27 protein-coding genes are annotated in these 24,688 nt (G+C 64.9%); 21 read left to right on the top strand and 6 right to left on the bottom strand.

Translation table 11 applies throughout. The features are described 5' to 3' along the window. The first annotated feature begins 43 nt into the window (after positions 1–43). From ACFQ9R_RS05605 to ACFQ9R_RS05545, 13 genes are all read left to right on the top strand, one after another. Positions 44–529, top strand: a complete 486-nt coding sequence (locus tag ACFQ9R_RS05605; protein WP_378989162.1) for a hypothetical protein — start codon at positions 44–46, stop codon at positions 527–529. Between the two features lie 29 nt (positions 530–558). Further along, positions 559–1,089 carry a hypothetical protein gene (locus tag ACFQ9R_RS05600; RefSeq protein ID WP_378989161.1) on the top strand — a complete coding sequence of 177 codons (531 nt, stop codon included), beginning with the start codon at positions 559–561 and terminating at the stop codon, positions 1,087–1,089. Between the two features lie 128 nt (positions 1,090–1,217). Then, complete coding sequence (locus ACFQ9R_RS05595; RefSeq protein ID WP_378989160.1) at positions 1,218–1,673, top strand: hypothetical protein; 456 nt, start codon at positions 1,218–1,220, stop codon at positions 1,671–1,673. Between the two features lie 196 nt (positions 1,674–1,869). Next, complete coding sequence (locus ACFQ9R_RS05590) at positions 1,870–3,561, top strand: hypothetical protein (RefSeq protein WP_378989159.1); 1,692 nt, start codon at positions 1,870–1,872, stop codon at positions 3,559–3,561. 34 nt (positions 3,562–3,595) lie between these two features. After that, positions 3,596–3,985 carry a hypothetical protein gene (locus ACFQ9R_RS05585; RefSeq protein WP_378989158.1) on the top strand — a complete coding sequence of 130 codons (390 nt, stop codon included), beginning with the start codon at positions 3,596–3,598 and terminating at the stop codon, positions 3,983–3,985. A 793-nt stretch (positions 3,986–4,778) separates the two neighbouring features. Next, positions 4,779–6,602 carry a phage tail protein gene (locus tag ACFQ9R_RS05580; RefSeq protein WP_378989157.1) on the top strand — a complete coding sequence of 608 codons (1,824 nt, stop codon included), beginning with the start codon at positions 4,779–4,781 and terminating at the stop codon, positions 6,600–6,602. A 14-nt stretch (positions 6,603–6,616) separates the two neighbouring features. Further along, positions 6,617–7,024 (top strand): DUF2744 domain-containing protein, encoded by a 408-nt coding sequence (locus ACFQ9R_RS05575; protein WP_378989156.1) that lies wholly within the window; start codon positions 6,617–6,619, stop codon positions 7,022–7,024. Next, a complete protein-coding gene (locus ACFQ9R_RS05570) occupies positions 7,011–8,261 on the top strand; it encodes a glycine-rich domain-containing protein (protein WP_378989155.1) in 1,251 nt (416 codons plus the stop codon). The genes ACFQ9R_RS05575 and ACFQ9R_RS05570 overlap by 14 nt, the downstream gene beginning before the upstream one ends. Then, complete coding sequence (locus tag ACFQ9R_RS05565) at positions 8,261–8,860, top strand: hypothetical protein (protein ID WP_378989154.1); 600 nt, start codon at positions 8,261–8,263, stop codon at positions 8,858–8,860. Before ACFQ9R_RS05570 ends, ACFQ9R_RS05565 begins: the two co-directional genes overlap by 1 nt. A gap of 15 nt (positions 8,861–8,875) precedes the next feature. Then, positions 8,876–9,151: a hypothetical protein gene (locus ACFQ9R_RS05560; RefSeq protein ID WP_378989153.1), complete on the top strand. Its 276-nt coding sequence runs from the start codon at positions 8,876–8,878 to the stop codon at positions 9,149–9,151. Further along, positions 9,148–9,483, top strand: coding sequence for a hypothetical protein (locus ACFQ9R_RS05555; protein ID WP_364714266.1), 336 nt, complete (start codon positions 9,148–9,150; stop codon positions 9,481–9,483). The genes ACFQ9R_RS05560 and ACFQ9R_RS05555 overlap by 4 nt, the downstream gene beginning before the upstream one ends. Before the next feature lie 86 nt (positions 9,484–9,569). Then, positions 9,570–9,932 (top strand): hypothetical protein, encoded by a 363-nt coding sequence (locus tag ACFQ9R_RS05550; RefSeq protein WP_378989152.1) that lies wholly within the window; start codon positions 9,570–9,572, stop codon positions 9,930–9,932. A gap of 13 nt (positions 9,933–9,945) precedes the next feature. Beyond that, the gene (locus tag ACFQ9R_RS05545; protein ID WP_378989151.1) at positions 9,946–11,142 is read left to right on the top strand and encodes a hypothetical protein; all 1,197 of its coding nucleotides are present in this window, start codon (positions 9,946–9,948) and stop codon (positions 11,140–11,142) included. 626 nt (positions 11,143–11,768) lie between these two features. Here the strand turns inward: ACFQ9R_RS05545 and ACFQ9R_RS05540 are convergent. After that, positions 11,769–12,350, bottom strand: a complete 582-nt coding sequence (locus tag ACFQ9R_RS05540) for a cysteine hydrolase family protein (RefSeq protein WP_378989150.1) — start codon at positions 12,348–12,350, stop codon at positions 11,769–11,771. 74 nt (positions 12,351–12,424) lie between these two features. Here ACFQ9R_RS05540 and ACFQ9R_RS05535 point away from each other — a divergent pair, with 74 nt between their 5' ends. Together ACFQ9R_RS05535 and ACFQ9R_RS05530 are read left to right on the top strand one after the other, a co-directional pair. Beyond that, positions 12,425–13,399: a GlxA family transcriptional regulator gene (locus tag ACFQ9R_RS05535; protein ID WP_378989149.1), complete on the top strand. Its 975-nt coding sequence runs from the start codon at positions 12,425–12,427 to the stop codon at positions 13,397–13,399. A 275-nt stretch (positions 13,400–13,674) separates the two neighbouring features. Then, positions 13,675–13,938: a hypothetical protein gene (locus ACFQ9R_RS05530; RefSeq protein ID WP_378989148.1), complete on the top strand. Its 264-nt coding sequence runs from the start codon at positions 13,675–13,677 to the stop codon at positions 13,936–13,938. Between the two features lie 54 nt (positions 13,939–13,992). On the opposite strand, the gene ACFQ9R_RS05525 is transcribed toward ACFQ9R_RS05530, so the two are convergent. Together ACFQ9R_RS05525 and ACFQ9R_RS05520 are read right to left on the bottom strand one after the other, a co-directional pair. Then, complete coding sequence (locus ACFQ9R_RS05525) at positions 13,993–14,706, bottom strand: helix-turn-helix domain-containing protein (protein WP_378989147.1); 714 nt, start codon at positions 14,704–14,706, stop codon at positions 13,993–13,995. A 403-nt stretch (positions 14,707–15,109) separates the two neighbouring features. After that, positions 15,110–16,945 (bottom strand): acyl-CoA dehydrogenase, encoded by a 1,836-nt coding sequence (locus ACFQ9R_RS05520; protein WP_378989528.1) that lies wholly within the window; start codon positions 16,943–16,945, stop codon positions 15,110–15,112. Positions 16,946–17,156: 211 nt separating this feature from the next. Between ACFQ9R_RS05520 and ACFQ9R_RS05515 the strand changes: the two genes are divergently transcribed. Then, positions 17,157–17,753 (top strand): alpha/beta family hydrolase, encoded by a 597-nt coding sequence (locus ACFQ9R_RS05515; protein ID WP_378989146.1) that lies wholly within the window; start codon positions 17,157–17,159, stop codon positions 17,751–17,753. Here the strand turns inward: ACFQ9R_RS05515 and ACFQ9R_RS05510 are convergent, their stop codons facing one another. From ACFQ9R_RS05510 to ACFQ9R_RS05500, 3 genes are all read right to left on the bottom strand, one after another. Continuing rightward, positions 17,754–18,425: a class I SAM-dependent methyltransferase gene (locus ACFQ9R_RS05510; protein WP_378989145.1), complete on the bottom strand. Its 672-nt coding sequence runs from the start codon at positions 18,423–18,425 to the stop codon at positions 17,754–17,756. Between the two features lie 28 nt (positions 18,426–18,453). Then, positions 18,454–19,503, bottom strand: a complete 1,050-nt coding sequence (locus ACFQ9R_RS05505; RefSeq protein ID WP_378989144.1) for a DUF4185 domain-containing protein — start codon at positions 19,501–19,503, stop codon at positions 18,454–18,456. 223 nt (positions 19,504–19,726) lie between these two features. Continuing rightward, positions 19,727–20,476 (bottom strand): crotonase/enoyl-CoA hydratase family protein, encoded by a 750-nt coding sequence (locus tag ACFQ9R_RS05500; protein WP_378989143.1) that lies wholly within the window; start codon positions 20,474–20,476, stop codon positions 19,727–19,729. Positions 20,477–20,590: 114 nt separating this feature from the next. On the opposite strand from ACFQ9R_RS05500, the gene ACFQ9R_RS05495 reads away from it, so the two are divergent. The 5 genes from ACFQ9R_RS05495 (at position 20,591) to ACFQ9R_RS05475 (ending at position 24,487) form a co-directional block, all read left to right on the top strand. Then, a complete protein-coding gene (locus tag ACFQ9R_RS05495) occupies positions 20,591–20,908 on the top strand; it encodes a hypothetical protein (protein ID WP_378989142.1) in 318 nt (105 codons plus the stop codon). 93 nt (positions 20,909–21,001) lie between these two features. Continuing rightward, a complete protein-coding gene (gene sfnG / locus ACFQ9R_RS05490) occupies positions 21,002–22,117 on the top strand; it encodes a dimethylsulfone monooxygenase SfnG (RefSeq protein WP_378989141.1) in 1,116 nt (371 codons plus the stop codon). Continuing rightward, positions 22,117–23,442: an acyl-CoA dehydrogenase family protein gene (locus ACFQ9R_RS05485; protein WP_378989140.1), complete on the top strand. Its 1,326-nt coding sequence runs from the start codon at positions 22,117–22,119 to the stop codon at positions 23,440–23,442. Before sfnG ends, ACFQ9R_RS05485 begins: the two co-directional genes overlap by 1 nt. A 27-nt stretch (positions 23,443–23,469) precedes the next feature. Then, positions 23,470–23,997, top strand: a complete 528-nt coding sequence (locus ACFQ9R_RS05480; RefSeq protein ID WP_378989139.1) for an NADPH-dependent FMN reductase — start codon at positions 23,470–23,472, stop codon at positions 23,995–23,997. Further along, positions 23,990–24,487 carry a flavin reductase family protein gene (locus ACFQ9R_RS05475; RefSeq protein ID WP_194829384.1) on the top strand — a complete coding sequence of 166 codons (498 nt, stop codon included), beginning with the start codon at positions 23,990–23,992 and terminating at the stop codon, positions 24,485–24,487. The genes ACFQ9R_RS05480 and ACFQ9R_RS05475 overlap by 8 nt, the downstream gene beginning before the upstream one ends. The last annotated feature ends 201 nt before the right edge of the window (positions 24,488–24,688 follow it).

Below are 24,688 nucleotides of genomic sequence, written 5' to 3'. Positions count from 1 at the left end.
GTTGGGCCGTCGGCCCTTTCAAACTAGTTCGGGAGTCGTGTCAGTGGAGAACATGCAGCGTGCCGCTGAGTTGGCCGGCGAGATGATCGCGCAGGCGGTGCAGTGGGTTTCAGAAGGCACGGCCGGTCCGTTCCTGGCCTATCTGGGCGCGAGCGATTCCCGGGTGACGCTGGTCGATCTGTCGCAGGGAGGCGACCAGTCTCCGTTGGACTACGGACGCGGCCTCATGGTCGTCAGGTCAGCCGCACGCGGCGTCATCGTCTACGACGGAACCATCTCGAACAGTGATGGTGAACTGTACGCCGCCCTGATCGGCAAGGCATACGAATTCCAGCATGGTGAAGGCACTTTCGATGTTTTCGTGCCTTACCGCCCGGCGCGCCGGGCGCAGAGCTTCGGTGTCTACGCCTTGGTTCTCGATGACCAAGACGGCCAACCGGTCAGTGACGAGATTCTCGACGCGTTCCTCGAAGGTACGCGCCGGGACGCGGAGGTCGGCGAGTTCTTGCGTCAGCATCAGTTGCAGTAACTGCACCGCACCAGGAAGGAGGAGCTGGCATGGGCGGCTTCCGTAAGTGGACCAAAGCGGAGCTCGAGCAGCGGGAGAAGGACCAGCACAACCCCGAGTGGTTGGCCTGGTTGGCGGACATGGATGCCGGGCTCGAGACGTTCTTCGCGGTGGATGTGCGGGATATGCCAGTGGAGCCATTCACTGCGGCCGGGTTGGACCACGCCGAGCAGGCTTTGCTGCACAGATTTTCCTCGTCTGATTCATTGCTGGACGTCAAGAACGCTGGGATGGTCGACCGTTTTCATCGATACCTCGGGGAGACGTTCATCAAGAGTGGATTCGAAGGACGGTGGATGAATGTCCGTATCACCAGCGGTCGCGGTACGGGAGTATTTTTCGATCGACGTGGTTTCGAGCCCGTTGTCCGGGAACCGTTTACCGATTCCTACCTCGAGGTAGTGATGCTCGCGTTGGCCGCAGTGGAACGCCGAACTGGTCATGAATGGTCGTGGGTCTATAGAAATGCCGAGGAGGACTACGCGGAGTGGGTGGATAATGGCCGTCCCAACATTTCCTGATCGGCGCGCTATCCACTGATAACCGTTTTCCTGGATGTGACAGGTAGGGGACCGGCATGGGTCGCGTTCGCAAGGTGAGTAGGGCCAGGCTTCGGCAGCGTGAGAAGGATCAAGGCGCCCCCGAGTGGATGGAGTGGTTGGCGGAAATGGATGCAGCGCTCGAGACCTTTTTTGCTGCGGATGTGCCAGATATGCCTGTTGAGCCGTTTACCGCAGCGGGGCTGGACCATGCCGAGCGGGCGTTGACGGACAGGTTTTCCACTGCTGAGCCGTTGCTGGAAATCGATAATGCTGGAGTCACTGACCGTTTTCAAAGATTCCTTGGGGAGACCTTCATTAGGAGCGGTTTCGGAGGCCGCTGGATGAATGTCCGTATCATCGATGATGACTCGGATGTCTTTTTCTGCCGCCGGGGCTTCGAGCCGGTAATTCATCAGCCATTTACTCCTGCATTTCTTGATGTAGGGTCGCTCGTGCTGGGGGCAGTGCAAGCGCGAACTGCTCATGAATGGTCATGGGTGTATGGCAACTGCGTGAAGGATTACGAGAGTTGGGTGGCTGAAGGCCAACCAAATACTTCCTGATCGGTAGCTTCTGCCACTGCCATATCAACCGAATATTAGTGTGGGTAGAACCCGCAAATAGATAGGCCAACGACGCATGCGTCGTTGGCCTATCTATTTGCGGGTCCTTTACTGATTCGGCATCGCGATGTGCGCCCAATTCGTTGCGCAGACAGATTCTTCCGGCCCGCCGGATCGTGAAGTGGAGTACATGTATATGAGTGACGGTAAGGAATGGCTGGACGAAGATCCGGTAGATGATCATGAACTATCGGCGAACCAGGAAGCAAAGTATCAGGAATATCTCAAGAAGCCCGATCCGTCAGAGGGGGTCCATAAGGATAGAAAGTCCTGGCTGCGCAAAAATCTATCGTTTCGCCATGCTGCAGGCTACGGTGACGATTTTCGAGATGGACTGGCCATTACTCGTGGATGGACTCACGATAAGGGCTGGACGGTAGAGCAGGGTGTCCGAACCGGCGCTGGGCAGAGGTACTACGACGTCGGCAGCGATAGCAAAGTTCGAGAAACCAAGTACGGTGCTGTCGGCCCAGGTAGGACGTTGGGTGCGCGCGGCCAGTTGGTAAAGGACGCGTGGTCGGTTCGGCGAGGGCGCCAAGTCCATTGGCATGTTTCCGACCTTTCGAAGGTAGATAAGAAGGTACTCGCCAAGCTCAGATCCATGGAAACAAAGTATCCAGGAAGATTCACTGTTGAGCAGGTGAGTGAGGCTGAGACCAGGCTAGCCCTGGCCATCGGCAAGGAAATGCGCGATCATCGTGCTGGAAATGGCAAGCCACTCCCGTCGTACTATGCCGCGCAGCGTGAGCTGGCAAAGAGGCACGCAGGCACTATCGCAAAACTGGGCGGAAGAAATTTGGGTGCCGCCAATCGTCATGCGATGGACGGTGGAAAGAGTCTTGTAGCCGAGGTCAAGGCTAGAACAAAAGCGCTCAGAGGCAAGGAATCGGCTCTCAAAGAGAGCATCAAGGCACTCCGGGATCATGCCACCGCTCACGCGAAAATGGTTGGGGGCTGGGCGAATGCGCCTAAGGGGCTCACGAATCTGACCAAGGCGATGAAGAATTCGTCGACCGCGCAGAAGAATGTGCAAGGTGCCACCAAGTCGTGGATCGGCGCCCATGGCAAGATCAACGCTTCGATGATGAAGTCCCCGTTGGGCATGATCGCGATGGGGATTACGGCGCTGATCGGCGTTGTGACGTTGATTATCGCCAATTGGGACACGGTGCAGAAAGTCTTCGAGGCCGTGCGTAAGAACACGCTCGAACCGGTGGGCGCGTTCTTCCAGAATGTCTTCGCCTCGGCGACCGCGGGGCTGAGCAACGTGACGAAGGGTATCTCGGACTCGTTCAGCGGCTTGGGCTCGGGGGTCGAAGGCGTGTTCAAGACGGTGATCCACTATGTCGCGGTCGTGGTGAATGCGATCGGGTCGGTGCTCAAGCGCCTCAATATTCCGCTGCCGGACTGGCTCGGCGGGGGCAGCATCGGATACGGGTTCATCGGTGACGCGATGGTCGAATGGGCTGTGGCGCATATGGCCACCGGTGGCGTCGTGCGTGGTCCGGGTGGTCCGCGCGATGACCAGGTGCCGATTATGGCGTCCAACGGTGAGTTCGTGGTGAATGCCGCGTCCACCAGTCGGCATATCGCCTTGCTGGAAGCGATCAATAGCGACTCGCTCACTATCGGTGGTCGGGACGCGCAGGTGATCGCGGTACGGCACGACGCCTTCACGGTCCCGTCACGGGCGCTGCCGCACGTGGTCAACCGGCATCATTTCGATCACTCGACCACGGTCAACCTCACGACCAATCACATCGACAGCGCGCATGTTCGCGCGAAAACGCTGGCTGCACAACGCGAAGTCGCCGCGTCGTGGGCGTAGCAGCGATGTCGCGACAACAGAGAACGGAAAACACATGATCTATTCGGCAATCCTGCCCGCGCAGGCCGCCGGCGGTGCCGACGTGATCGGCGTCGCCGGGGTGTACAGGTCGGCCTTCTATAGCGGCGACACCGTCACCGACGTAACTCTCGTGGCACCAGCCGGATTCGTCACTGTGACGGGCGCGGCGACCAACAACGCCACCTTCACAGTTCGGCACTTGCGGTCGGGAGTCGTGCAGCAGAGCTTCGCCTCGATCACGCTCACCGCCGGCACCAACCTGGCCGCCGAGATGCCGTTGACCGTGCCGATCACGGTCGCGCCGGTGCTCCAGGCCGATGACGTGATCGACGTGCAAGTGCACCAGAACGGTACCGGACTCGCGATCGGCGCGGGCATCATCGCGGCCGTCTACGTCAGCTGACGGCGCAACCACATTCATTGCAGCACAAGGGAAAGAGTTGAGGTGAACCAGTGGGGACTAGTCCTGCGCTGATAACGATCACCGGCGTCGATGGTTCGACGTGGACGATCAGTGGACAAGGCCGCGGCCGGGAAGGCGTCGACCTCGGGACCGCGCCGAGCGGCCTCTACGACGCGCCGGTCACGACGATCTGGAACCAGACCGCGTTCCAGAACGGCGCGACCTACGGCGGGTACAGCACCAACCGACGTGAAGTTGTCTTCGGCGTCAATATCTTCGAAATCACCGGTCGCTCTTGGGAATCCGTGGACAGTGCCTGGCGCAAAGCCTGGGCCTACGACGCGGATTCGATCATGACGGTGACCACCGACTACGGCTCGCGCTCGCTCGCGCTGCGGATGTCGCAGCAACCCGACTTCAAACCGAACAAGGACCCGCACCTGAACCTGTGGGGTCAGGTCACCATGACCTGCACCGCCGGCTTGCCGTGGTGGGTGGAAGAACCCGCGACGAGCACCTGGGTCTCGACCATCAGCACGACCAACGGCACCACACAATCCGGCACGGTGACCGTCGCCAATCCGACCGATCAGCCGATGTACCTGCAATGGGTGTGCTCGGCGCCGGGACGCTGGACCTTGCCCGACTTCTCCTTCGGCAACAACTACCACAACCGCGCCGAAGAGGACGCGGACCGTGTTGTGGTGCTACCGAACACGGTCGTGGGTCAGGATCTGGTCGTCGACACCGACCCGGCGCGTGAAACTCTCGTCGCGGCCGACCGATCGCAGATGTGGGCGCTCATGGGTGGCCGTGGATTCGAGTACATGATCCCGCCCTACACGCCGGCAACCGTTGTGCCGGTGAAGGTGACCGGCGCGCCAGCGGGCGCCTCGGTCATGGCCGTGCAACCGCGCAGCTGGTCGCGGCCCTGGGGGCTGCAATGACAACGGTGAACGACCTGCCTGTTATCTACAAGAACGCGCTGAAAGACAAGGCGCAGCGTGAGGTGTTACGAACCAAACCGCCGCTCATTCGGTTCTGGGATGGCGACTGGCAGCTGCGCGGAACCTGCGCGGGCGAGATCAGCGCCAATTTCACCTGGATGCTGAATGAATCCGGGACCGGCGTCATCGTGCTGCCCTACGAGCATCATCTTTCGCAGTGGGCGATCTCGCGCACGCGGACCACCCAGAACATCCACATCACCGTTGACAAGGATGGCGCGCGCTGGGACGGCCGTCTGTCGAAAGCCGTTGTCAAACAAGACGAATACGGCGTTACCACGGTCGAGATGTCGTTTCTGCACTCCTATGAGGAGCTCAAGCACATCTGCGTCTGGGCTAACCCGCTGCTCCCTGCCGCCCTGCAGATTCCGCAGCACTTCATTCTGGCTGGGCCATCGGCCTCCTCGTTGAAGCTCGCCCTGTTCTTGAACGTGCTGCGGCTGGAAACCTCATTGTGGGCGCTGCCGGACAACCCGCTCGATGCATCCGAGTGGTTCAACCTGGACATGTCCAACTGGTCGATTGTGGTGAAACCCCATGATCTGCTGACGGATTCGTCGGTGTGGACGTTGCTCAACTCCCGGTTCAAGATGTTCCACGACCTGGCGAAGGACACCCTGGCCACCGCGCAGTTGATGGTCACCACCCGGCGGTGGCTGGTCGGCGATCCGCCACCGTGGCCGGGGGCGAATCTGCGCAACGGCGCGCTGGTGGTCGACATTGTCGACAAGAGTGGATTCACCACTGGCACGAGCGAGGGCGGCAGCGTTCTGGACGGGCTGGTCTACACCGCTCAGGTGTACACCGAGGATTACCTCGGCACGACGCGGAATGTCCTGCCCGATCCCAATGCCGAGGAGTACCAGCAGCCGGGCTGGTTGGGAACGTTGTCGAAGGCGCCATGGGTGATCTTCCGACCTGACCGGAACACGGGTGTGCAGACGTCGTCGTTCACGATCACGCCGTTCACCGATGTACAGATCCTCACGGGTGGGCATTCGCCGGAGCAGGTGAACGCCGGCGTGAAGCAGGCCATCACCTCGGCAGGTCAGCTCGCGGGCGGTTTGCTGCAGATCGCCACAGCGGGTCTGGGCGACTGGTCGGCGATCGGCGGTCAACTTGCCGAGACCTGGCTGTATCCCGGGTTCAAGGACACGTTGCTCGCCTGGGTTTCCTACAAGGATCCGATCCGCGCCGCGCAGGCCGGCTGGTCGCACTACTACGAGCATTTCCAGGACGGTGCGGACGACGCTTACAGCTTGAACTCGCTGACCGCGTTGAGCTCGGCGCTGTGGGCGACGAGGTCGTTCTACTCGCACGAACTCACCGTCGCTGACGGTCAGCCCTACTTCATCGGCGATCAGGGCCACGGCCACTTCTTCCTCGGTGACCGAGTGGGGGCCACCGTCCATGGCATGCCCCCGGACGAGATCTACATCGACCAGGTCACTCAGCTGGAACTGGCCTGGGCCCGCGACCAGACCCCAGCCTGGCAAATCACCATCGGCACCAATCAGGAAGTCGAAGAGCCGCTGGTGAAGTCGATGCGCAAGATCGACGAAATCAAATCGACCATGCACGACCTCGGCGTGAAAATCAACTTCGACTAGAGACGGCGATTCCCATGTCAATTCCACAGCAGCACGAATGTGATCCGAACAATCCCGAAGAGGCCATTTCCTGGGCCTTCGTCGGTTTGCCCGGCCCGAAGAACGCCCCGATGATCGTTCATCCCATGGTACTCAAGCAGTGGTCGAAACATCTGTGGGACTTGGGGTTCCGGCATCACCCCGAAGAGCAGACCAAGGAATACCACCCGCCGATCCGGGGCCACCACCATTGGCTCAACTCCGCGGGCACCTGGGTGGAGAAGGGGACACCGCAGCCAGCCCGGATCACCGCGCCCGATGTGGCGATGTTGACCCAGCAGGAGCGGGCCGACCTGGTCAGCCAGTTGCGTGAGCACGGCGACCTCAACCATCTGCTCACCCGATCCATCCAGGCGGAGGCGACCGAGCATGACCGCGCCTGACCGGAAGGTCCCAGACGGGGCTCAAGTCGTCGGCAGCTTCGGTGGACTCACCGACTCCCGTGACATCGCGTTCAGCGGCAATGAAACCCAGATCAGCAACTACAGCCAGCAAACCTTCCAGGCGATGACCAACGCCGCGGTCTCGAGCGTGGTGCGCAAGGCCGATGCCCAACTGGGTTCGTATGTCGGCGTGGCGATCGACCGCATGCTGGCCAATCTCTGCCGGGCGCTGGCCGGGGTCGAGGTGCTCGGCATCCATCCCTTGGCGTTCCTCAACGACTGGGCCACCCAGCTCGATGCGAAGGCCAGGGAGGCCTTGTCGGGCGTGGACTCGATTTCCAAAGGCATTACGGGCCCGATTACCGGAACGATTTCGGGAAATCCGGATGACGTTCTTCCTGCCATGACCCAGTTGCAGACACGATTTCAACAAATCCTGTTGCAGGGCAATGCCACTGTCATCACCGCCGACCAATATTACACGCCGACAAAGGGAATCCTCTCTCTTGACGTCATCTTGATCGGTGCCGGCGCCGGTGGTGGTGGCGGACGTTGGGACCTCAACGGGCCCGACCGCGGCGCCGGTGGTGGCGGCGGTGGCGGCGGTGAAGTGCACTACAACATCCCGGCATCGCTGCTTCCTGTCGACTCCGAAAACAACTTCCTGCCGATCCCCATCACCGTTGGGGTCGCCGGAGTGGGCGGCCCGCCGGGCGGCTGGCACGGTTCGAACGGCACGAACACATCATTCGGTTCATGGCTGACCGCGGGCGGCGGCCTCGGCGGCCTCTGCCAGCGCGGACACAGCGCCGGATCGGGTGGCAGGGGCGGAACCGGGATGATCCCCGGCGGTGAAGGCGGGAAATGCGGCGCGAACGGGGTGGACGACCCCAACCCCGGTCCCGGTCGCGGCGGCAATTCGATCTCGTCGCACGATCTCCATGGCGGCGGGGGCGGCGGCGGAGGTGGTGCCGGTTACACCGGCGGATTGGGCCAATCCGGGGGACAGGGCGGGATCTCGCCTGGGGGCGCGGCGGGATATCCCGGGCAGTCTCCGTCGGCGGTCGTCTCGACCGGTGGTGGTGGCGGCGGCGGCGCGGTGACCGGCGCTGACTCGGGTGCTCCTGGTGCGTTTCCCGCAGGGGGTGGCGGTGGTGGCGGTGGCAACGTCGTCAGCGCCGGTAGCGGCGGAAACGGAGCCGCGGGGATCGTGTACTTGATCGAGCGGACGAGCTGATGTTCGTCGCCAACCTCCGCGTCTTCACGGCCTCGGAAACCTGGTATCCGCCGATGAACTTGTTCGCTGTCGAAGTCATCGCGCGCGGTGGTGGTGGTGCGGGCAGCTCGACAGTAGGCGGCGGTGGCGGACAGGCGACGCAAACCTCCCGACGGATCCCGCTTGCGCTCCTGACCCAACCGGTGCCTGTTGTTGTCGGGGTCGCTGGCAGCAACGGCGGCGACGGAGGAACCTCGAGCTTCGGCCCCTGGCTGGCTGCGGTTGGCGGCAGCGGTGCGAACAGCGGCGGTGCCGGTGGGGGATTCGGTTTCCAGCGTGGCGGCAATGGTGGCGTGAGCGGTCAACGTGGTGAATCGGTGTCCGGTGGCGCGGTCAGCTTGCTGGCGGGTGGCGGCGGCGGTGCCGGATCCGGATCCACCGGTGGTGCGTCCGGATTGGTGCCCGCCGGTACCACCAATCCTCCCCTGTGGCAGGTGGGCCAGTCCGGCGGCGGTGGAAACTCCGGCGGCAGCGGCGGCTTCCCCGCCGGGGGTGGCGGGGCGGGCGCTGTCGGTGCGGCCGGACTGGTCACCGTCATCGAATATCTCTTCACCTATTGAACGGAATTGTGCGAAATGAACACAGCAACAGCAACTTCCATCGAAGCCACTGGTTTCGCCGGACCCGCACGGCACTACCAACTCTCAGAGCCTCTCGTGGGAAATCACCACGTGATCGTCTGGACGCAGAATGCGTTCGGTCAGCAGGCAGCCGAGGCGGTCATCGTGCCGGCGCGACCTGACGGTTCGGCAGTCACGATGACCAAACTGCCCGGCTCCTATATCCACCCTGACGCGACTCACGAAGGCGCCCTCTGGCTGGCCGGCTACGAAACAAAGGAAATGCCATGACATCACCGGTCGACCCCGGTTATCTGGGGTATCAGCCCACCGTCGAACCTCTCATCCTGACCACCGGCGCGAGCTTCGTGCAGACGATTCAGCCGTCGGGCGGTGCGGTATTTCCCACTGGCACCACCATTTCCATCGGGTTGACCGCACCGAGCGGTGTTCCGCTGGCCGCTTGGTCCGCGACCGTCACCCCGACCGCCGCCTCCTGGGCGGTATCCAGCGCCATCTGCGACGCGATTCCCGCAAATTCGCGGTACACGATGCTCGTGACCTATCCGACCACGCCCGCGACCACTTACGCGTGGTACGTGGGCTCGGTCATTCGGACATAGAGCATCCGCGTCGCTTGAAAAACGTTGAGATGCAATGTCATCTCAACGGCAAACTCACCCTCGAATATCTGAAATTAGGAGCTGTCATGGCTATCGCCGTTGCTACCACTCGCCAGGCTCTCGCCGACGCTTACAAGAACGTCGCGGGCTCGAACACTGTCTACATCAGCGTGCACATCGCCGATCCCGGCACCACTGGCGCCAACGAGGCGAGCGGCGGTTCGCCCGCCTACGCCCGCAAGCAGTCGGCCTGGACCTCCGGCACCGGTGGCGTGGTCACCGGGTCGCAGGTCACCATCGACCTTCCGGCCGGCTCGTACACCTACGTCGGTCTGTGGAAGACCCTCGCCGGTGGCCCCGCGGACTTCATCGACAAGGTCGCGATCAGCTCCACCACTCTGGGCGCCCAGGGCCAGCTGCTGATCACCCCCACTTTCACCCAGAGCTGACGGAGGGCGCCGCATGGCTACGCAACAACCGACGCGGGCCACCCTGCCGGCGCCGTCCACAGCCGCGGTGGGACTGCCCGGTGTCTCCGTCACCACATCGAGGGCGCCGGCGGTGCCGACGGTCGTTCTGCGCGCCGTTGTGCCGATCATCAAGCCGTACATCGTCGCCGGGTATGTCGGACATGGCGGCGTCGCCGCACATCTGGACAAGGTGCGAGCTCAGGTTTCGTTGTCTCCGACCGCGCTCGGTCAGGCCACCGCGGCCATCTCGCCTCGTTCCGAGGCTCTCGGCGCCGCAGGCGCTCTGGGAAAACTGGTCGCCAAGGTTGTGGTCAAATCGGGGAAGGTTCTGCTCGGGGCGGGTCTCACCGGGCTCGGTGGCTCCAGCGCGTCGCTCAACACGCACCTCCCCTTGGCCTTCCGAGCCGAAGGAACCGCAAGTACAGACCTGGTCGTGATCGGCAGCGCGGAAGCGTTGTTCGGTAGTGATGGTCGGTTCTCCGGTCTCAAACCGTTCGATCTCGCGTTCTCCGGCGGCGGCAGCCTGGGAGTCGAGGCGGCGGCAGCCGGGGCTGTGGTCGTGCCCGGCGACACTGCGGGAGAAGGCTGGTTATCGGTGTCGACGGGACAGCCGATCGCGCTCGGCGGCGGTGGGCAGCTCGCGGTATCTCAGGGCGCGCCCGTGGACACCACGGGTTCCGGTGGGCTGGTCGCGGTGACCAGTGCGAAGGCGGGCGTCGACATGGCGCATACCGGTATCGGGCAGCTGTCGATGGTCACGGTGCCGAGTTTCGCTCCCGCGGGGATGACCAAATCGACGCCGGCGTGGACGCAGATGGCCAATGACTGGTTGACGGTGGCCGGGTGGGCAGCCGATACCGGCACCTACCCCGGATCGACGGTCAACACCGACGGCATCGTCGCTCAGGCGGCGAAAGCCGCAGCGACGCTGGCAGCCTCGATCGTCTTCACCGCGGCGGGAGCGGTCACGGTCAATGTCACGTTGCGGCTGACAGTCAACGGAGTCGTTGTCGCGACAGGTACGGCGACGCCCGTTCCCGCCAGCACGTCGGCCACCGTGACTGTCTCGATGGTCCGTTCCATCGCGGCCGGCGATGTGGTCCGGGTCCAGGCAATGGGCAATCAGTTCTTGAATGTGTACAACCCGACAGCGCAGGTGAATTCGGCGTCGTACGTGCGGATCACCTGAGGCCGAGAGTTCTCGGTTGTCGACCACATTGCTGGTGCTTCGGAAGACGAACTTCGCCGATCGGCCAGCGCCGGCGACATTCCGGCTGCTCTCATTCGATAGAAAGGAATCGAACAATGTCGAAACTTGTTCGTATCGCAGTGAATTCCAATCCTGAATGGACGACCATTCGGGTGCCTCGGCAGGCTCGGCCGGTTAGGGCGCGGCGTGCCGGTGGCGTGGTCGTCGGCTGGCCGCCGGGCTCTGAACCTACTTCCGATGTCGTCGTTTACAGCACGTACTGGGAGGTTCCGAGTAACGCTCTGGCGGGTGAGGAGACCTATCTGATTCGTCGCGGTGTTCTGCCCGACCAAGCGGCCGGCCACCCCGGTGAGCCGCCGAGCGACGAGGTGAGTGAATCCGGGATGGCCGGTGCCACCGCGTTTTTCGCGGAGGACTCCGAGTTCTTCTGGATCTATCGTGACCTGTTCCAGTCCGGTACCGGCTACCCGCCCAACCGCGTCTGACAGATCAGAATCGACCAGTTTCGCTACGGAACTGGTGTGCACTGGAATCAGTGCTCGGCCCGCACCCCATGACCGGGGTGCGGGCCGTTTCGTCGTTTCCGCACCTGGAGTCGGGCGGGATCAAGAGCTGAGGTCGGTGGGGGTGGGGACGACGATGCCGTAGAGGTCGGTGATGGTGGCCAGGGCGCTGGTGTGGAGTTGAGCTGCGGGGATGTCGCCCAGGGGGCGGGTGGCGCAGGCGTTGGCGACCACGGTGGGGGTGTTGCCTCGGAGGAAGGCGCCTTCGGTGGTGAAGGTGACGCACATGTGGGTCATGAAGCCGGCGATGATGAGGTTGGTGTTGCCTGCGGCGTCGACCAATTCGGCGAGGTCGGTGTTCACGAAGGCGTTGGGGACGGATTTGACGACGGTGGGTTCGTTCGAGGTTGGGGACAGTTGGGGATGGATTCGGCCGATGCCGGTGGTGATGTCGTAGGGGGTGTCCTTGCCGCCGTCGTTGATGACGTGGATGACGGGGGTGCCCGCCGCCCTGGCCGCGGTGAGGAGTTCGGCGGCCGCGTCGAGGGCTTGCTTCCAGCCGGTCAGTTCCATGACGCCCTGGGTGTAGGTGTTCTGGTAGTCGACCAGGACGAGGGTGGAGTTGGTCAGGGAGGCGGGGGTTTCGTCGAAGCCGTTGAGTGCGCGCAGGGTCGTGGAGGTCATGGGATCCACGGTATGGACGCCGCGGTATGTCGGCAATGTCATGTAACCTGCAGATTCGGACATGGAGGTGGTGGGTGGCTGAGCGGCTCGTGGTGATCGTGTTGTTCGATCGGGTGGATCTGCTCGACGTCACGGGGCCGCCGGAGGTGTTCTCGCTGTTGCAGCGGGAGATGGACGATCCGACGGGGTATCGGGTGGTGCTGGCCGCCGAGTCGATGGAGGCGGTGACCACCTCGGCGGGGGTGCGGATTCTGCCGGATGTGACGTTCGCCGAGCTGGGGCGGGTGGACACGGTGGTGGTGCCGGGGGCGGTGGAGACGGACAGTCATCGGCGGGTCAGCGCGGTGGTCGATCCAGGGGTGGTCGCGGCCGTGTCGCGGTTGGCCGAGGGTGCTCGGCGGGTGGCTTCGGTGTGCGTCGGTGCGCATATTCTGGCGGCTGCGGGGCTGCTCGACGGGAAGCGAGCGACCACGCATTGGTCGACCGCGCAGCAATTGGCCGCCGAGCATCCGGAGGTCGTCGTCGACGCGGACCCGATCTACATTCGCGACGAAAATGTCTGGACCGGAGCGGGACTCACCGCGTGCCTGGATCTCACGCTGGCCTTGGTGGCCGACGATTTCGGGGACGAATTGGCGTTGCGGGTTGCTCGCCAGCTGGTGATGTATCTGAAACGGCCGAGTGGGCAGAGCCAGTTCAGTGTGTCGCTCGAGCCGGTGTCGACCACGCGCCGGATCGAGGATCTGCGGCACTACATCGCGCGCAATATCGCGAAACCGCTCACGGTGACCGACCTCGCCGAGCAGGTCCATGTCAGTGAACGTCAGCTCACGCGCATCTTTCGCACCGAGCTCGGGATGACGCCCGCGGCCTATATCGAGTCGGCGCGGGTGGAAGTGGCGCGCCACCGGCTCGAGACGAGCGACGAAACGCTCCAACGGATCGCTGCCGCTTGCGGTTTCAACACCATCGACACGCTCGCCCGCGCTTTCCGTCGCCAGCTCGATACGACTCCCAACGAGTACCGCCGCCGATTTCGTATCGGGTGACTCACTATGATTCCTGTCGGGACGTTTGCCGGTGAGGATATGAGTAACAAGGGGTTTCGAGTATGGGAACGGGTATCGCGGAGGAATGGTCGACGGGCTCGGCTACGCCGGTGTTGTGGGGGTTGACGAACTTGATTCAGCTGGTGGCGGGCCTGTTGGCCTCCTGAGGATTTGTCTTGCCCCCCTTTCATCGGTCTTCTGGCGGGGGTTCCTTCGCTGTTAGACATCTTGTGCGGCGGAAATCCGCGGCAAATCTGAACAACGAGGGGTTCACAATGAGCAAGATTCGTGTCTTCGGTGTGGCTATGGCTGCGGCGGCGAGCATCGCCGTACTCGGTGCGGGTACGGCGTCGGCGGAAGAGCCCGCACCCAGCAGCGGGTCGTCGGAGCAGCTGGCCGCGATCCTGGCCTCGCTGACCTCGGGGTCGGGCGAGGAAGCCGAAGACGTTGTCGAGGAAGAGGCCGAGACCGGGTCCGCCGACGGTCTCGCCGCGCTGCTGGAGCAGCTGACGTCCGGGTCGGGCGAGGCTGCCGAGTAACTCCCGAGGATTCGCGGGCCCCTGTCGCTGCGGCGATGGGGGCCTCGCTCTGTTTCACCGCACCGGGATCAGGCGGTACAGCCACCAGGGGCGGCTCGGGAACGCGGGGTCGTAGATGCGCAGCATCATGCGGCGCTCCAGACCGGTGCTGCGTTCGCGCAGGCGCAGGTGGCGGCGCGCGATGTCCTGTGGGCGAACCTCGCTGGTCCAGATCGGATCCCAGTCGGGGGACTGACCGCACGATTCGGTGATGGCGGTGACGCGCTGGGTGGGGGCGAGGGGGGCGAGCATGCGGAAGGCGTGGACCAGGAGCTGGGCTTCGGTGGTCCAGTCGAGGTAGACCTTCTTCGCCACGGGGTTGAGGAACATCCACTCGAGCACGTTCACGCCGGCACCGAGACCGGGGAAGAGGCGCTGATAGTCGGAGTTCGCGGCGAGCATGTCCATGGTGGGGAAGCGCGTGAGGCAGGCGGGGTGGGTGAGGCTGGCGAGGTCGGCGAGGTCTTCGGCCGACGGGGCGGTAGGGGCAGCGCCGGATTCGACGGCAGGTAATCCGAGAACCAGGATGGGCTTGCGATACCAGAGTGGCACATCCAGGCCGTCGAAAAGTCGTTGCAGCATGGCGGGATTCGGGACGAGGGTCCCGGATTCGATCTGGCTGATCAGGAGTGGTGCGAGCTGTGTGCGGTGGGCGAGCTCGGTCCGCGCGAGTCCCGCGGCCAGCCGTCGTTCGCGCAAATACACACTGAGCGCCGTGCTTTCAGCCATCCCAACCCCCGAGCCTCACCCCGACCGACGGTAGATCCCAGGGTACGCCGGGTGGGTCGCCGGACGGCGGTGAACCGGCGTCCGAAGAAGCTGTTCGGCGGCACGACCGCCGAGCGCGTCCGCCCGCTGTGTCCGGGTGCTCACCGCGTCGAAAGCGGATTGAGCGGGCATGTTCGCTCGGCGTTCATCTCGTCAAGGTTGTACGTAACCAGCCCGTGATAGGAATGGCCGACCCACTTCGAAGGAGATTTTTCATGGATGGCCTGATGTACTTCCTCACGACGCTCGCGGCACTCGGTAGCGGCTCCGCTTAGAATCGCGCGACACCACCGTCCCGTGAGGGAGACAAAACGGGCCGGAGCTGAATGCTCCGGCCCGTTTTGCGTGGATCAGGTGAGAAACCTCAGAAGGCGGCCTCGTCCAGTTCCATGATGTCGTTGTCCAGGTTGGCGAGGATCGCGCGGGTGGCGGTCAGCTCGGGCAGGACGTTGCGGGCGAAGAACTGCGCCGAGGCGACCTTGCCGGTGTAGAAGGCGACGTCGGAGCCGGTGGCGCCGTTGTCGAGGGCGGCCAGCGCGATCTCGGCCTGGTTCAGCAGCATCCAGCCGATGAACAGGTCGCCGACCGACATCAGGAACCGCACCGAACCCAGGCCGACCTTGTACAGCTCGGTCGGCTGCTCCTGCGCGCCCATCAGGTGGCCGGTCAGGGTGGCGGCCATGGTCTGCACGTCCTCGAGCGCGGTGGCGAGCAGCTTGCGCTCGCCCTTGAGACGCTCGTTGGCCGAGTCGGACTCCAGGAACTTCTGGATCTGGCCCGCCACGTGGGCCAGGGCCACACCGCGGTCACGCGCGATCTTGCGGAAGAAGAAGTCCTGCGCCTGGATGGCGGTGGTGCCCTCGTAGAGGGAGTCGATCTTCGCGTCGCGGATGTACTGCTCGATCGGGTAGTCCTGCAGGAAGCCGGAGCCACCGAAGGTCTGCAGCGAATCGGTCAGGTACTGGTAGGCGCGCTCGGAGCCGACACCCTTCACGATCGGGAGCAGCAGGTCGTTCACGCGGAACGCGACGTCCTTGTCGGCACCCGAGACGACCTCGGCGATTTCCGGGTTCTGGTGCGCGGCGGTGTAGAGGTAGATCGCGCGCAGGCCCTCGGCGTATGCCTTCTGGGTGGCCAGCGAACGACGCACGTCCGGGTGGTGGGTGATGGTCACGCGGGGCGCGGCCTTGTCGGTCATCTGGGTCAGGTCGGCACCCTGGACGCGGGTCTTGGCGTACTCCAGCGCGTTCAGGTAACCGGTCGACAGGGTCGCGATGGCCTTGGTGCCCACCATCATGCGAGCGTTCTCGATGACGTCGAACATCTGCGCGATGCCGTTGTGCACCTCGCCGACCAGCCAGCCCTTGGCGGGCACGCCGTGGCCGCCGAAGGTGACCTCACAGGTGGCCGAGGCCTTGATGCCCATCTTGTGCTCGACGTTGGTGACGAAGACGCCGTTGCGGTCGCCGTAGGTCTCGGTCTCGAAGTCGAAGTGGGTCTTGGGCACGTAGAACAGCGACAGGCCCTTGGTGCCCGGTCCGGCGCCCTCGGGGCGAGCCAGCACCAGGTGCATGATGTTCTCGAACATGTCGTCGGAGTCACCCGAGGTGATGAAGCGCTTGACACCCTCGATGTGCCAGGTGCCGTCTTCCTGCTTGATCGCCTTGGCGCGGCCGGCGCCGACGTCGGAACCGGCGTCGGGCTCGGTCAGCACCATGGTGGCGCCCCAGTTGCGGTCGGCGATCTTGGCCGCCCACTTCTTCTGCTCTTCGGTGCCGTTGTTGAAGAACACCTGCGCGAAGCCCGCGCCCGCGGCGTACATCTGGATGGGCGGGTTGGCGCCGAGCACCATCTCCGACAGGGCCCACGCGACGGCGGACGGGGCGCCGAGGCCGCCGAGCTCCTCGTTCAGCGGGACCTTGGCCCACTCGCCGTCTTCGAGCGCCTTGTAGGACTTCTTGAAGGACTCGGGGATGGCGACGGTGTGGGTGTTCGGGTCGAACACGGGCGGGTTGCGGTCGGCGTCGGCGAAGGACTCGGCCAGCGGGCCCTCGGCCAGGCGGCGGACCTCGGAGAGCATTTCCTTGACGGTGTCGGTGTCCAGGTCGCCGAAGGCGCCTGCGTCGAGCACCTTGTCGATGCCGAGGACCTCGAAGAGGTTGAACTCGAGGTCGCGAACGTTTGCCTTGTAGTGGCCCATGTGAGTACTCACTCTCCATTGAGTTCTGGTGCGGTCGGTGGTGTGCCGTTCCCGCCCGTCGCCGGTTTTCCGCATGCTACTCGCGGGTAACTTATTCACCATATTACCGGTGGGTAATCGTCTCGGCAAAGGGGTGGGCAGCAATGTGATGTGAAAAACACGCGCGGCTGCGGAAACGTTGCTCGCCGCGACCCCGGGGCTACCGTGAGATGTGCGCATCGAGACGACTGTGGGACCGGCCGAGATCGAGCTCGACGAGGTGGGTGATCCGGCGTTCCTGCTGGTGATCACGCACGGAGCCGGTGGCGGTGTCGATGCGAAAGACATTCTGGCCGTGCGTGACTCGGCCGTCGAAGCGGGCGGGGCGGTAGCTCGGGTGGTGCAGCCCTATCGGGTTGCCGGGCGGAGGGCACCGGGGAACGCGGAGAAACAGGACGAGGCCTGGCTCGAGGTCGTCGCGGCTTTGAAGGCCCGGTTCCCCGGAGTACCGATTGTTCAGGGGGGTCGCAGCAACGGGGCGCGGGTGGCGTGCCGGACGGCCGTGGAGGTCGGCGCACGGGGTGTGATCGCGCTGTCGTTCCCGCTCCATCCGCCGGGCAAGCCCGAGAAGAGCAGGCGCGATGAACTGCTGGCGCCTGGGGACATCGCGGTGGTGGTCATCAACGGGGGTAGCGACCCGTTCGGGGTGCCCGACGCCGCCGACGCCGCCGAAGTGCGCGTGATCCCCAAGCAGGCGCACTCGTTCCGCACCGGATTCGACGTCATCGCGGCGACCGTTGCCCCCTGGTTCGCCCGCTGGGCGCAGTGATCAGACGGTGGGCTCTGGGACCGGGCGTTCCGCGATGAGCAGGGAATCTATGGCGTCAGGGCCTTCGGTGGGACGGAAGACCTCGTGGGCGACGGTGATGGTGACGTCGTCGCGGGCCAGGTCGTCGCGGAGGTCTTCGGGCGAGAACAAGATCTCCGGTTCCTGCGGGCCGCCGTAGCCGTCGGCGATGTTGCGAGCGGCGTGACCGAGGACCAGGAGCATGCCGCCGGGGGCGAGCATGGCGGACAGCTGGTGCAGCAGAGCGCGGCGCTCGTCGGCGGGGAGGTGGACGAACACCATGAGGATCAGCTCGAACGGGCCGGTGATGTCGGCGGCCTCGAGGTCGGTGATGTCGGCCGTCTGCCAGTGCACCCGGGAGCGGACCGATCGCGACAGGCGAGCCGCGACTGTCCGGCCCTTGTCGATCCCCACCTGGGAGAAGTCGACAGCTGTCACCTGCCACCCATGGGTGGCCAGCCAGAGGGCGTGACGACCCTCGCCGCAGGCCAGATCGAGGGCACGGGGAAGCGGCGGCACCACCCCCGACTCGTCGGGAAGCAGGGAGATCCGGCGGTCCAGCCCGTAGACGTGTTCGACAACAGTGCTGTTCGGCGGTGCGCCCCACACCAATTCACTCCGCGCGTACCGCGCATCCCAATCCGCCGCGTCCATGAGTCGAGTGTAGGACCGGCGAACGCCGTCAGAGGGTGGTGCGCATCAATACGACGTTGTACTGGGTGTGGATGGTGGTCATGAAGTACAGGTCGCGGCCGGTTTGGTACGGGAAGATCGACGGGGCGTACGCGGTGGGGAGTTCACGGGCGTCGATCAGGACTTCGGGAGCGCTCCACGGGCCCGCGGGAGAAGCCGCGCGGCGCATCACGATGGAGTTGAACGGGTCGGTGGTGAGGGAGATGAACTGGCCGAGGTACTCGTTGTACATCACCGAGAGTTCGCCGACGCCGCCCATGATGGGGGCTGCCGCGTTCACGTCGTTGAGCTTCCACTCGTGGCCGTCCCAGTACTCGTAGGCGGCGAGGTTTTCGATCTGGGCTTCGGGAACGCGGGCGATGAAGGCCTCGTTGTTGCGGCCGGCACGGGTGCCGTATTCGTAGACGAAGCCGCCGTCCTTCACGAAGCTGTTCATCTGGAAGTTGGCGTTGCCGCCCTCGTCGGGACGGCGGGTGTGGCCGAGATCGGCCCAGGTCTCCCCGTTGTCGGCCGACGCGGCCAGGCCGGAGAAGCTCGTGGTCCACTCACCGGGGGCGTCCCAGGTCTTCACCGACATCAGCGACATGTACTGCACGCCGTTGGCCGAGATGCCCGCGGTGGGGATGCGGCTGATCTCGAGGAAGGGGATCTTGGGGCTGGGGATCAGGTCGCGCGCCTGGCCGATGACATCGCGCACGACACTGTCGAACATGACCCCGTCGGCCGGGTTCTGGTCGTGGCTGCGGACCAGGATGTTCGAACGCCACGCCCAGGTGCTGCCCGCGAGCAGGTTGGGGAAGCCGATGCCCGCGGTGTCGCCGAAGGCGGTGAGCATCTCGCCGCGCCCGTTGTCCCACATGATGCCGAGGTCGGTGCCGAGGACGTTGTAGTTCTGGGTGTTGTTGGGGCTGGCCATGCCCGTGACCTGGAACACCGCCTGGGTGCGCCCGTGCAGGACGGGCAGGCCGTTGGTCCCGTTGAGAACGGGAATCGGGTTGATGGCGTTCGGGTTCGCGACGGCGGGAGGTGCTGTGCTCATCAGCAAGGCCGTAGTACCTGCGAGTGCGGAGAGCAGGATGGATCCGGTCTTGTTCACAGGTGCTCGAGCCTCCGGGTCGGGCCGAAATCCGGGAACGTTCCGGGTTTGCCGTCACGTACCACTCTTCGACTGGTCAGCGATCGAAGCGATGCTAACAGCCGCTAACAGTGATGTGCGGTACATCCGGTGGGTAGCTGACATGAATTCGCAGGTCGATTGCTTGTCAGTCGCTACTACTCAGGGCTTTACGCAGCAGCAATGGCAGTTGGGCCATTCGCTCGGCGGCGAAGGTGGCGCGCGCACTGCGGTGCCACGAACGGTCGAACAGGTGCTTGGCGGCGGCCACGGCGTTGCGGTCGCGGGCGGTGACGCGGTCGGCGAGGGCGTGCGCGGCCTTCACCGGGTCGTCGGCGACATCGGTGATCAGGCCGATGCGCAACGCGTAATCGGCGTCGATCGGGTCGGCCGTCATGGCCAGCAGCATGGCCTGGTCGATGCCGATGAGCTGTGACAATGTGGCGGGGCCTGTCATATCGGGAATCAGGCCGTGGGCGGCTTCCATCACCGAGAATTCGGTCGTGGGGGCGGCGATCCGGAAGTCGGCGGCCAGTGCGATCTGGAGGCCGCCACCGAAGCAGCGCCCATGGACCGCGGCGATCACCGGGACGTCGAGGCGGCGCCAGGCCCAGCAGGCTTCCTGGAAGGTGTTGGTGCCGCGCAACGGCCGCGGAAGGAATTCTCTGACGATAGCCATCGGATTGCGGGTGGCGGCCGCGATATCGAGTCCGCTACTGAAACTCGGGCCGTTCCCGGTGATGATGACGGCGCGGGTTGTTCTGTGGTCGGCCACCTTTCGGGCCGCATCGACAAGATCGCGGAGCATTTCCAAAGTAAGCCCGTTGTGTTTGCCGGGCCTGTTCAGCTCGACATAGGCGCGGTTGTTGTCGAAGCGGACGGTGATGTGGTCTCCCATATCGCTATCTTACTCGCGAGTCAGTTCGAGTGGGTGGCCACGCGGACGATGGTGCGGCATGATCCGAACCGCATCGCGCGTCGTCGGCGCGCGACGATCGAGAGGACTCACCGAATGCGGATCTGTCTGATGGCCGCGGCGCTGCTCGCGCTGCCCGTGCTGGCGGCCTGTGGCAGTAGCGACGAAGCACCGGCGGTTACTCAGGCCGAGCTGTCGAAATCGTTGCAGGACAAGGGTTTGAGCAATCCCGCGCTGGCCGACTGCGCCGCGCAGGTGTTCCTCGACTCCGGAATGTCGCAGGACGGGCTGCGGGTGATGGTGTCGAACGCGAAGTCCGACGATCCGGCCAAGCTGCTCAGTGAGGGCGACGCGGCCAAGGTGAGTGCGGCGCAGTCGAAGATCGCGGCGGACTGCGTGCGCGTGGGCAGCTGACCCGCGCCCGTATCGATCGCGCCGATTCAAACCCTCGTCGGGGTCGGCTGCCGGTGTTGCACTGGAACAGCCGACGACGAGGAGGAACTGCCCGTGACCACGGAGAGAATCGCCGACCAGGTCTCGTTCGCCTACTGGGTACCCAACGTCAGTGGCGGACTGGTGACCAGCGATATCGAGCAGCGCACCAGCTGGGACTTCGACTACAACAAGAAGCTCGCCCAGACCGCGGAGCGCAACGGTTTCGACTACGCGCTCACCCAGGTGCGCTACACCGCTTCCTACGGTGCCGAGTTCCAGCACGAGTCGACCTCGTTCAGCCTCGCGCTGCTCGCCGCCACCGAGCGGCTCAAGGTGATCGCCGCCATCCACCCCGGGCTGTGGCATCCGGCGGTACTGGCCAAGTTCGGTGCCACGGCCGACCATCTGTCCGGCGGGCGGTTCGCGATCAACGTGGTGTCGGGGTGGTTCGCCGGCGAGTTCAAGGCGCTCGGTGAGCCGTGGCTCGAACACGACGAGCGGTACCGGCGCAGCGCCGAGTTCCTCGAGGTGATCCGCAAGATCTGGACCGAGGACGCGGTGAACTTCGGCGGCGACTTCTACCGGATCCGGGACTTCACCTTGAAGCCGAAGCCGCTCAACACCCCCGAACGCCCCAATCCCGAACTCTTCCAAGGCGGTAACTCGACGGCGGCCCGGCGCAACGGCGGCCGCCATGCCGACTGGTACTTCTCCAACGGCAAGGACTTCGACGGCGTCACCGAGCAATTGGACGATCTGCGCGCGGTGGCCAGGGAAAACGATCGCGAGGTGAAGTTCGGGCTCAACGGGTTCATCATCGCCCGCGACACCGAGAAGGAAGCGCGCGACACCCTGCGCGAGATCGTCGAGAAGGCGAACAAGCCCGCGGTGCAAGGGTTCCGCGACGCGGTGCAGCAGGCAGGCGCGTCCACCGGTGACCGCAAGGGCATGTGGGCCGACTCCACCTTCGAGGACCTGGTCCAGTACAACGACGGATTCCGGACCGGGCTGATCGGCACGCCCGAACAGATCGCCGAGCGGATCGTGGCCTACCGGGCGCTCGGCGTCGACCTGATCCTGGGCGGCTTCCTGCACTTCCAGGAAGAGGTCGAGTACTTCGGCGCCAAGGTGCTGCCACTGGTGCGTGAACTGGAGGCCGCCGCGACGCCGGTCGCGGCGGGACGCTGATGACGGTGGTGACCGCCGAGCGGATCACCACGGCAGACCAGGCGGTGCGGATCGCGACCGAGTTGGCCGAGCTGTTCGCCGCCGGCGCCGCCGAGCGTGATCTCTCGCGTCGGCTGCCGCACGAAGAGCTCGATCAGCTCTCGGCCAGTGGGTTGCTCGCGATCACGGTGCCCGCCGAGTTCGGCGGGGCGGACCTGCCGCCGAGCGTGGTCGCCGAAGTGGTGCGAATCCTGGCCGCGGCCGATCCGAACATCGCGCAGGTGCCGCACAGTCACTTCGTGTATCTGAACCTGTTGCGACTGGCCGGAACTCGGGCCCAGCAACGCGACTACTTCGGCAAGGTGCTCGCGGGTGCGCGGATCGCCAATGCGCAGTCCGAGCGGAGTGGGGCGACGGTGGCCGACATTTCGACGGTGCTGCGGCTGGACGACGAGACGAGCGCGGGCGATGCCGAGTCGTCGCAGGCCGTTGTCACGGGCGGTGCCGATGCGGCGCGTATCGAGGCTCGGCGGTTCGTGGTCGAGGGGACGAAGTACTACTGCACGGGCTCTCTGTTCGCCGACGTGCTCGCCGTATTGACCAGACTCGACGACCCGCAGGGTATTTCGGGGCTGGAGCCCGGGGAGTATGTGGCATTCGTGCCCGCGCTCGAACCGGGGGTGCGGATCGTCGACGACTGGGATGCGCTGGGGCAGCGGACAACCGGCAGTGGGACGGTCGAGTTCGCCGCGGTGAGGGTCGGGCACGAGCAGCTGGTCTCGCGGGCATCCGCGGTGAACGCGCCGACCGGATACGGGGCGTTCGCGCAGCTCCTGCACGCCGCGATCGACGCGGGTATCGCGCGCGGTGCGCTGGCGGCAGCGGCCGAGTTCGTGCGCACGCGCAGTAGGCCGTGGTTCGAGGCCGAGGTCGCGCACGCGGCTGACGATCCGCTGGTCGTTCAGCGGTTCGGGGAATTGGCTGTCGCTGTCGCGGCCGCGGAATCGACGTTGATCGTCGCGGGTACGGCGGTGGACGCGGCGGTCCGGCCGAGGGCGGCGGCAGAAGCGGTGGACGCCCATCCCGATGCTTCCATCGATGGCGGCGCACACGCGTCGATCGCGGTCGCGACGGCCAAGATCCTCGCCGATCGTGCTGCGAACGAGGTGTCCGCGGCGATATTCGAAGTAGGCGGCACCCGCAGCGCCGCGGCCGGCCATCGACTCGACCACTTCTGGCGCAACGCGCGCACCCACACGCTGCACGACCCCGTTCGCTGGAAATACCAGCACATCGGGCGGGCCGTCCTGCACAACCGGCCGCCGCCGTTGCACGGCGTCATCTAGAACCATCACGCGAGACAAGGACAGCCCATGACAGTGACGGTCGTCGTCGGAAACCCGAAACCCGCCTCGCGCACCCTCGCCGCGGCGGTGCAGGTCGCGCGGGCGCTTCGCCCTGATGCCGAGCCGCAGGTGATCGACCTGGTCACCCTCGGGCCCGGCCTGCTCGGCTGGGGTGACCCGGCGGTCGCGGCCGCCGCGCGCAGCGTCGCGTCGTCCGAGCTCGTCGTGTTCGCCAGCCCGACCTTCAAGGCCACCTACACCGGACTGCTGAAACTGTTCCTCGAACAGTTCGACGGCGGCACCGGGCTGGCCGGTGTGGTGACCGTGCCGGTGATGCTCGGCGCGGGTCCGGCCCACGCGCTCGCGCCCGATCTACTGCTCAAGCCCGTGCTGGTGGAAATCGGTGGCACCGCCGCGCTGCCCGGGCTCTATCTGTCCGACCGGACTTTCGGTGAGGACGGCGTCATCGAGGAATACGCCCGGCGATGGGGACCCGTCGTCGCGGCACTGACAGACCCGGCCGTGCGGCCGGTGGAGGCAACGAATCATGCATGAGCTCTTGGACTTTCCCGCCGACGGCAACGGCTTACGCCGCGCCTTCGCCAACTTCCCCAGCGGTGTGGTGGCCGTGTGCGCCGAGATCGACGGCGTACCACACGGTTTGGCGGTGAGCACCTTCGTGCCCGTCTCCCTCGACCCACCGCTCGTCTCGTTCTGCGTCCAGAACTCGTCGTCGACCTGGCCGAAACTGGCCGGCGCCGGCCACCTCGGGCTCAGCCTGCTCGGCACCGATCAGCAGGCCGCGGCCAAGGCACTCGGCGCCCGCAACGGCGACCGCTTCCGGGAAACGGCGCTGCATCGCGGAACCGGCGAGGCGGTGTTCATCGACGGCGCGACGGCCTGGATCGAAGGGGTGCCGGAAACGCAGGTCAGCGCGGGCGACCATCTCGTGGTGATCCTGCGCGTGAACCGGGTCGCCGCACGTGAGGACATCGACCCGCTGGTGTTCCACGGCAGCAAGTTCCGGACTCTGCACACCGGCTGAACCCGCCGCGACGACGGTGCGGGAGCGAGCCTGATCGGCGCTTGCGAGCACCTCGGCCGGACCGACAGAAACAACGAAACCCCCAGGATGACCTGGGGGTTTTGTTGTTGAGCCGATGACGGGAATCGAACCCGCGCCATCTGCTTGGGAAGCAGGCGAATAGGCAGGAATAACAGTCTGACCTGGGCTCGCGGTAGGGCG

The sequence above is a fragment of the Nocardia sp. NPDC056541 genome (assembly GCF_042794235.1).
Classification (GTDB): Bacteria; Actinomycetota; Actinomycetes; order Mycobacteriales; family Mycobacteriaceae; genus Nocardia.
The sequence above is the reverse complement of the archived record's forward strand: the minus strand, read 5'-3'. Positions and strand labels throughout refer to the sequence as shown.

Coding starts and splice junctions, on each gene's coding strand:
- ACFQ9R_RS05570 (WP_378989155.1), top strand. CDS start 7,011: ATGACCGCGCCTGACCGGAAGGTCCCAGACGGGGCTCAAGTCGTCGGC.
- ACFQ9R_RS05500 (WP_378989143.1), bottom strand. CDS start 20,476: ATGGGAGACCACATCACCGTCCGCTTCGACAACAACCGCGCCTATGTC.
- ACFQ9R_RS05550 (WP_378989152.1), top strand. CDS start 9,570: ATGGCTATCGCCGTTGCTACCACTCGCCAGGCTCTCGCCGACGCTTAC.
- ACFQ9R_RS05600 (WP_378989161.1), top strand. CDS start 559: ATGGGCGGCTTCCGTAAGTGGACCAAAGCGGAGCTCGAGCAGCGGGAG.
- ACFQ9R_RS05560 (WP_378989153.1), top strand. CDS start 8,876: ATGAACACAGCAACAGCAACTTCCATCGAAGCCACTGGTTTCGCCGGA.
- ACFQ9R_RS05485 (WP_378989140.1), top strand. CDS start 22,117: ATGACGGTGGTGACCGCCGAGCGGATCACCACGGCAGACCAGGCGGTG.
- ACFQ9R_RS05510 (WP_378989145.1), bottom strand. CDS start 18,425: ATGGACGCGGCGGATTGGGATGCGCGGTACGCGCGGAGTGAATTGGTG.
- ACFQ9R_RS05595 (WP_378989160.1), top strand. CDS start 1,218: ATGGAGTGGTTGGCGGAAATGGATGCAGCGCTCGAGACCTTTTTTGCT.
- ACFQ9R_RS05585 (WP_378989158.1), top strand. CDS start 3,596: ATGATCTATTCGGCAATCCTGCCCGCGCAGGCCGCCGGCGGTGCCGAC.
- ACFQ9R_RS05565 (WP_378989154.1), top strand. CDS start 8,261: ATGTTCGTCGCCAACCTCCGCGTCTTCACGGCCTCGGAAACCTGGTAT.
- ACFQ9R_RS05575 (WP_378989156.1), top strand. CDS start 6,617: ATGTCAATTCCACAGCAGCACGAATGTGATCCGAACAATCCCGAAGAG.
- ACFQ9R_RS05590 (WP_378989159.1), top strand. CDS start 1,870: ATGAGTGACGGTAAGGAATGGCTGGACGAAGATCCGGTAGATGATCAT.
- ACFQ9R_RS05555 (WP_364714266.1), top strand. CDS start 9,148: ATGACATCACCGGTCGACCCCGGTTATCTGGGGTATCAGCCCACCGTC.
- ACFQ9R_RS05495 (WP_378989142.1), top strand. CDS start 20,591: ATGCGGATCTGTCTGATGGCCGCGGCGCTGCTCGCGCTGCCCGTGCTG.
- ACFQ9R_RS05530 (WP_378989148.1), top strand. CDS start 13,675: ATGAGCAAGATTCGTGTCTTCGGTGTGGCTATGGCTGCGGCGGCGAGC.
- ACFQ9R_RS05525 (WP_378989147.1), bottom strand. CDS start 14,706: ATGGCTGAAAGCACGGCGCTCAGTGTGTATTTGCGCGAACGACGGCTG.
- ACFQ9R_RS05520 (WP_378989528.1), bottom strand. CDS start 16,945: ATGGGCCACTACAAGGCAAACGTTCGCGACCTCGAGTTCAACCTCTTC.
- ACFQ9R_RS05480 (WP_378989139.1), top strand. CDS start 23,470: ATGACAGTGACGGTCGTCGTCGGAAACCCGAAACCCGCCTCGCGCACC.
- ACFQ9R_RS05505 (WP_378989144.1), bottom strand. CDS start 19,503: ATGAGCACAGCACCTCCCGCCGTCGCGAACCCGAACGCCATCAACCCG.
- ACFQ9R_RS05540 (WP_378989150.1), bottom strand. CDS start 12,350: ATGACCTCCACGACCCTGCGCGCACTCAACGGCTTCGACGAAACCCCC.
- ACFQ9R_RS05545 (WP_378989151.1), top strand. CDS start 9,946: ATGGCTACGCAACAACCGACGCGGGCCACCCTGCCGGCGCCGTCCACA.
- ACFQ9R_RS05475 (WP_194829384.1), top strand. CDS start 23,990: ATGCATGAGCTCTTGGACTTTCCCGCCGACGGCAACGGCTTACGCCGC.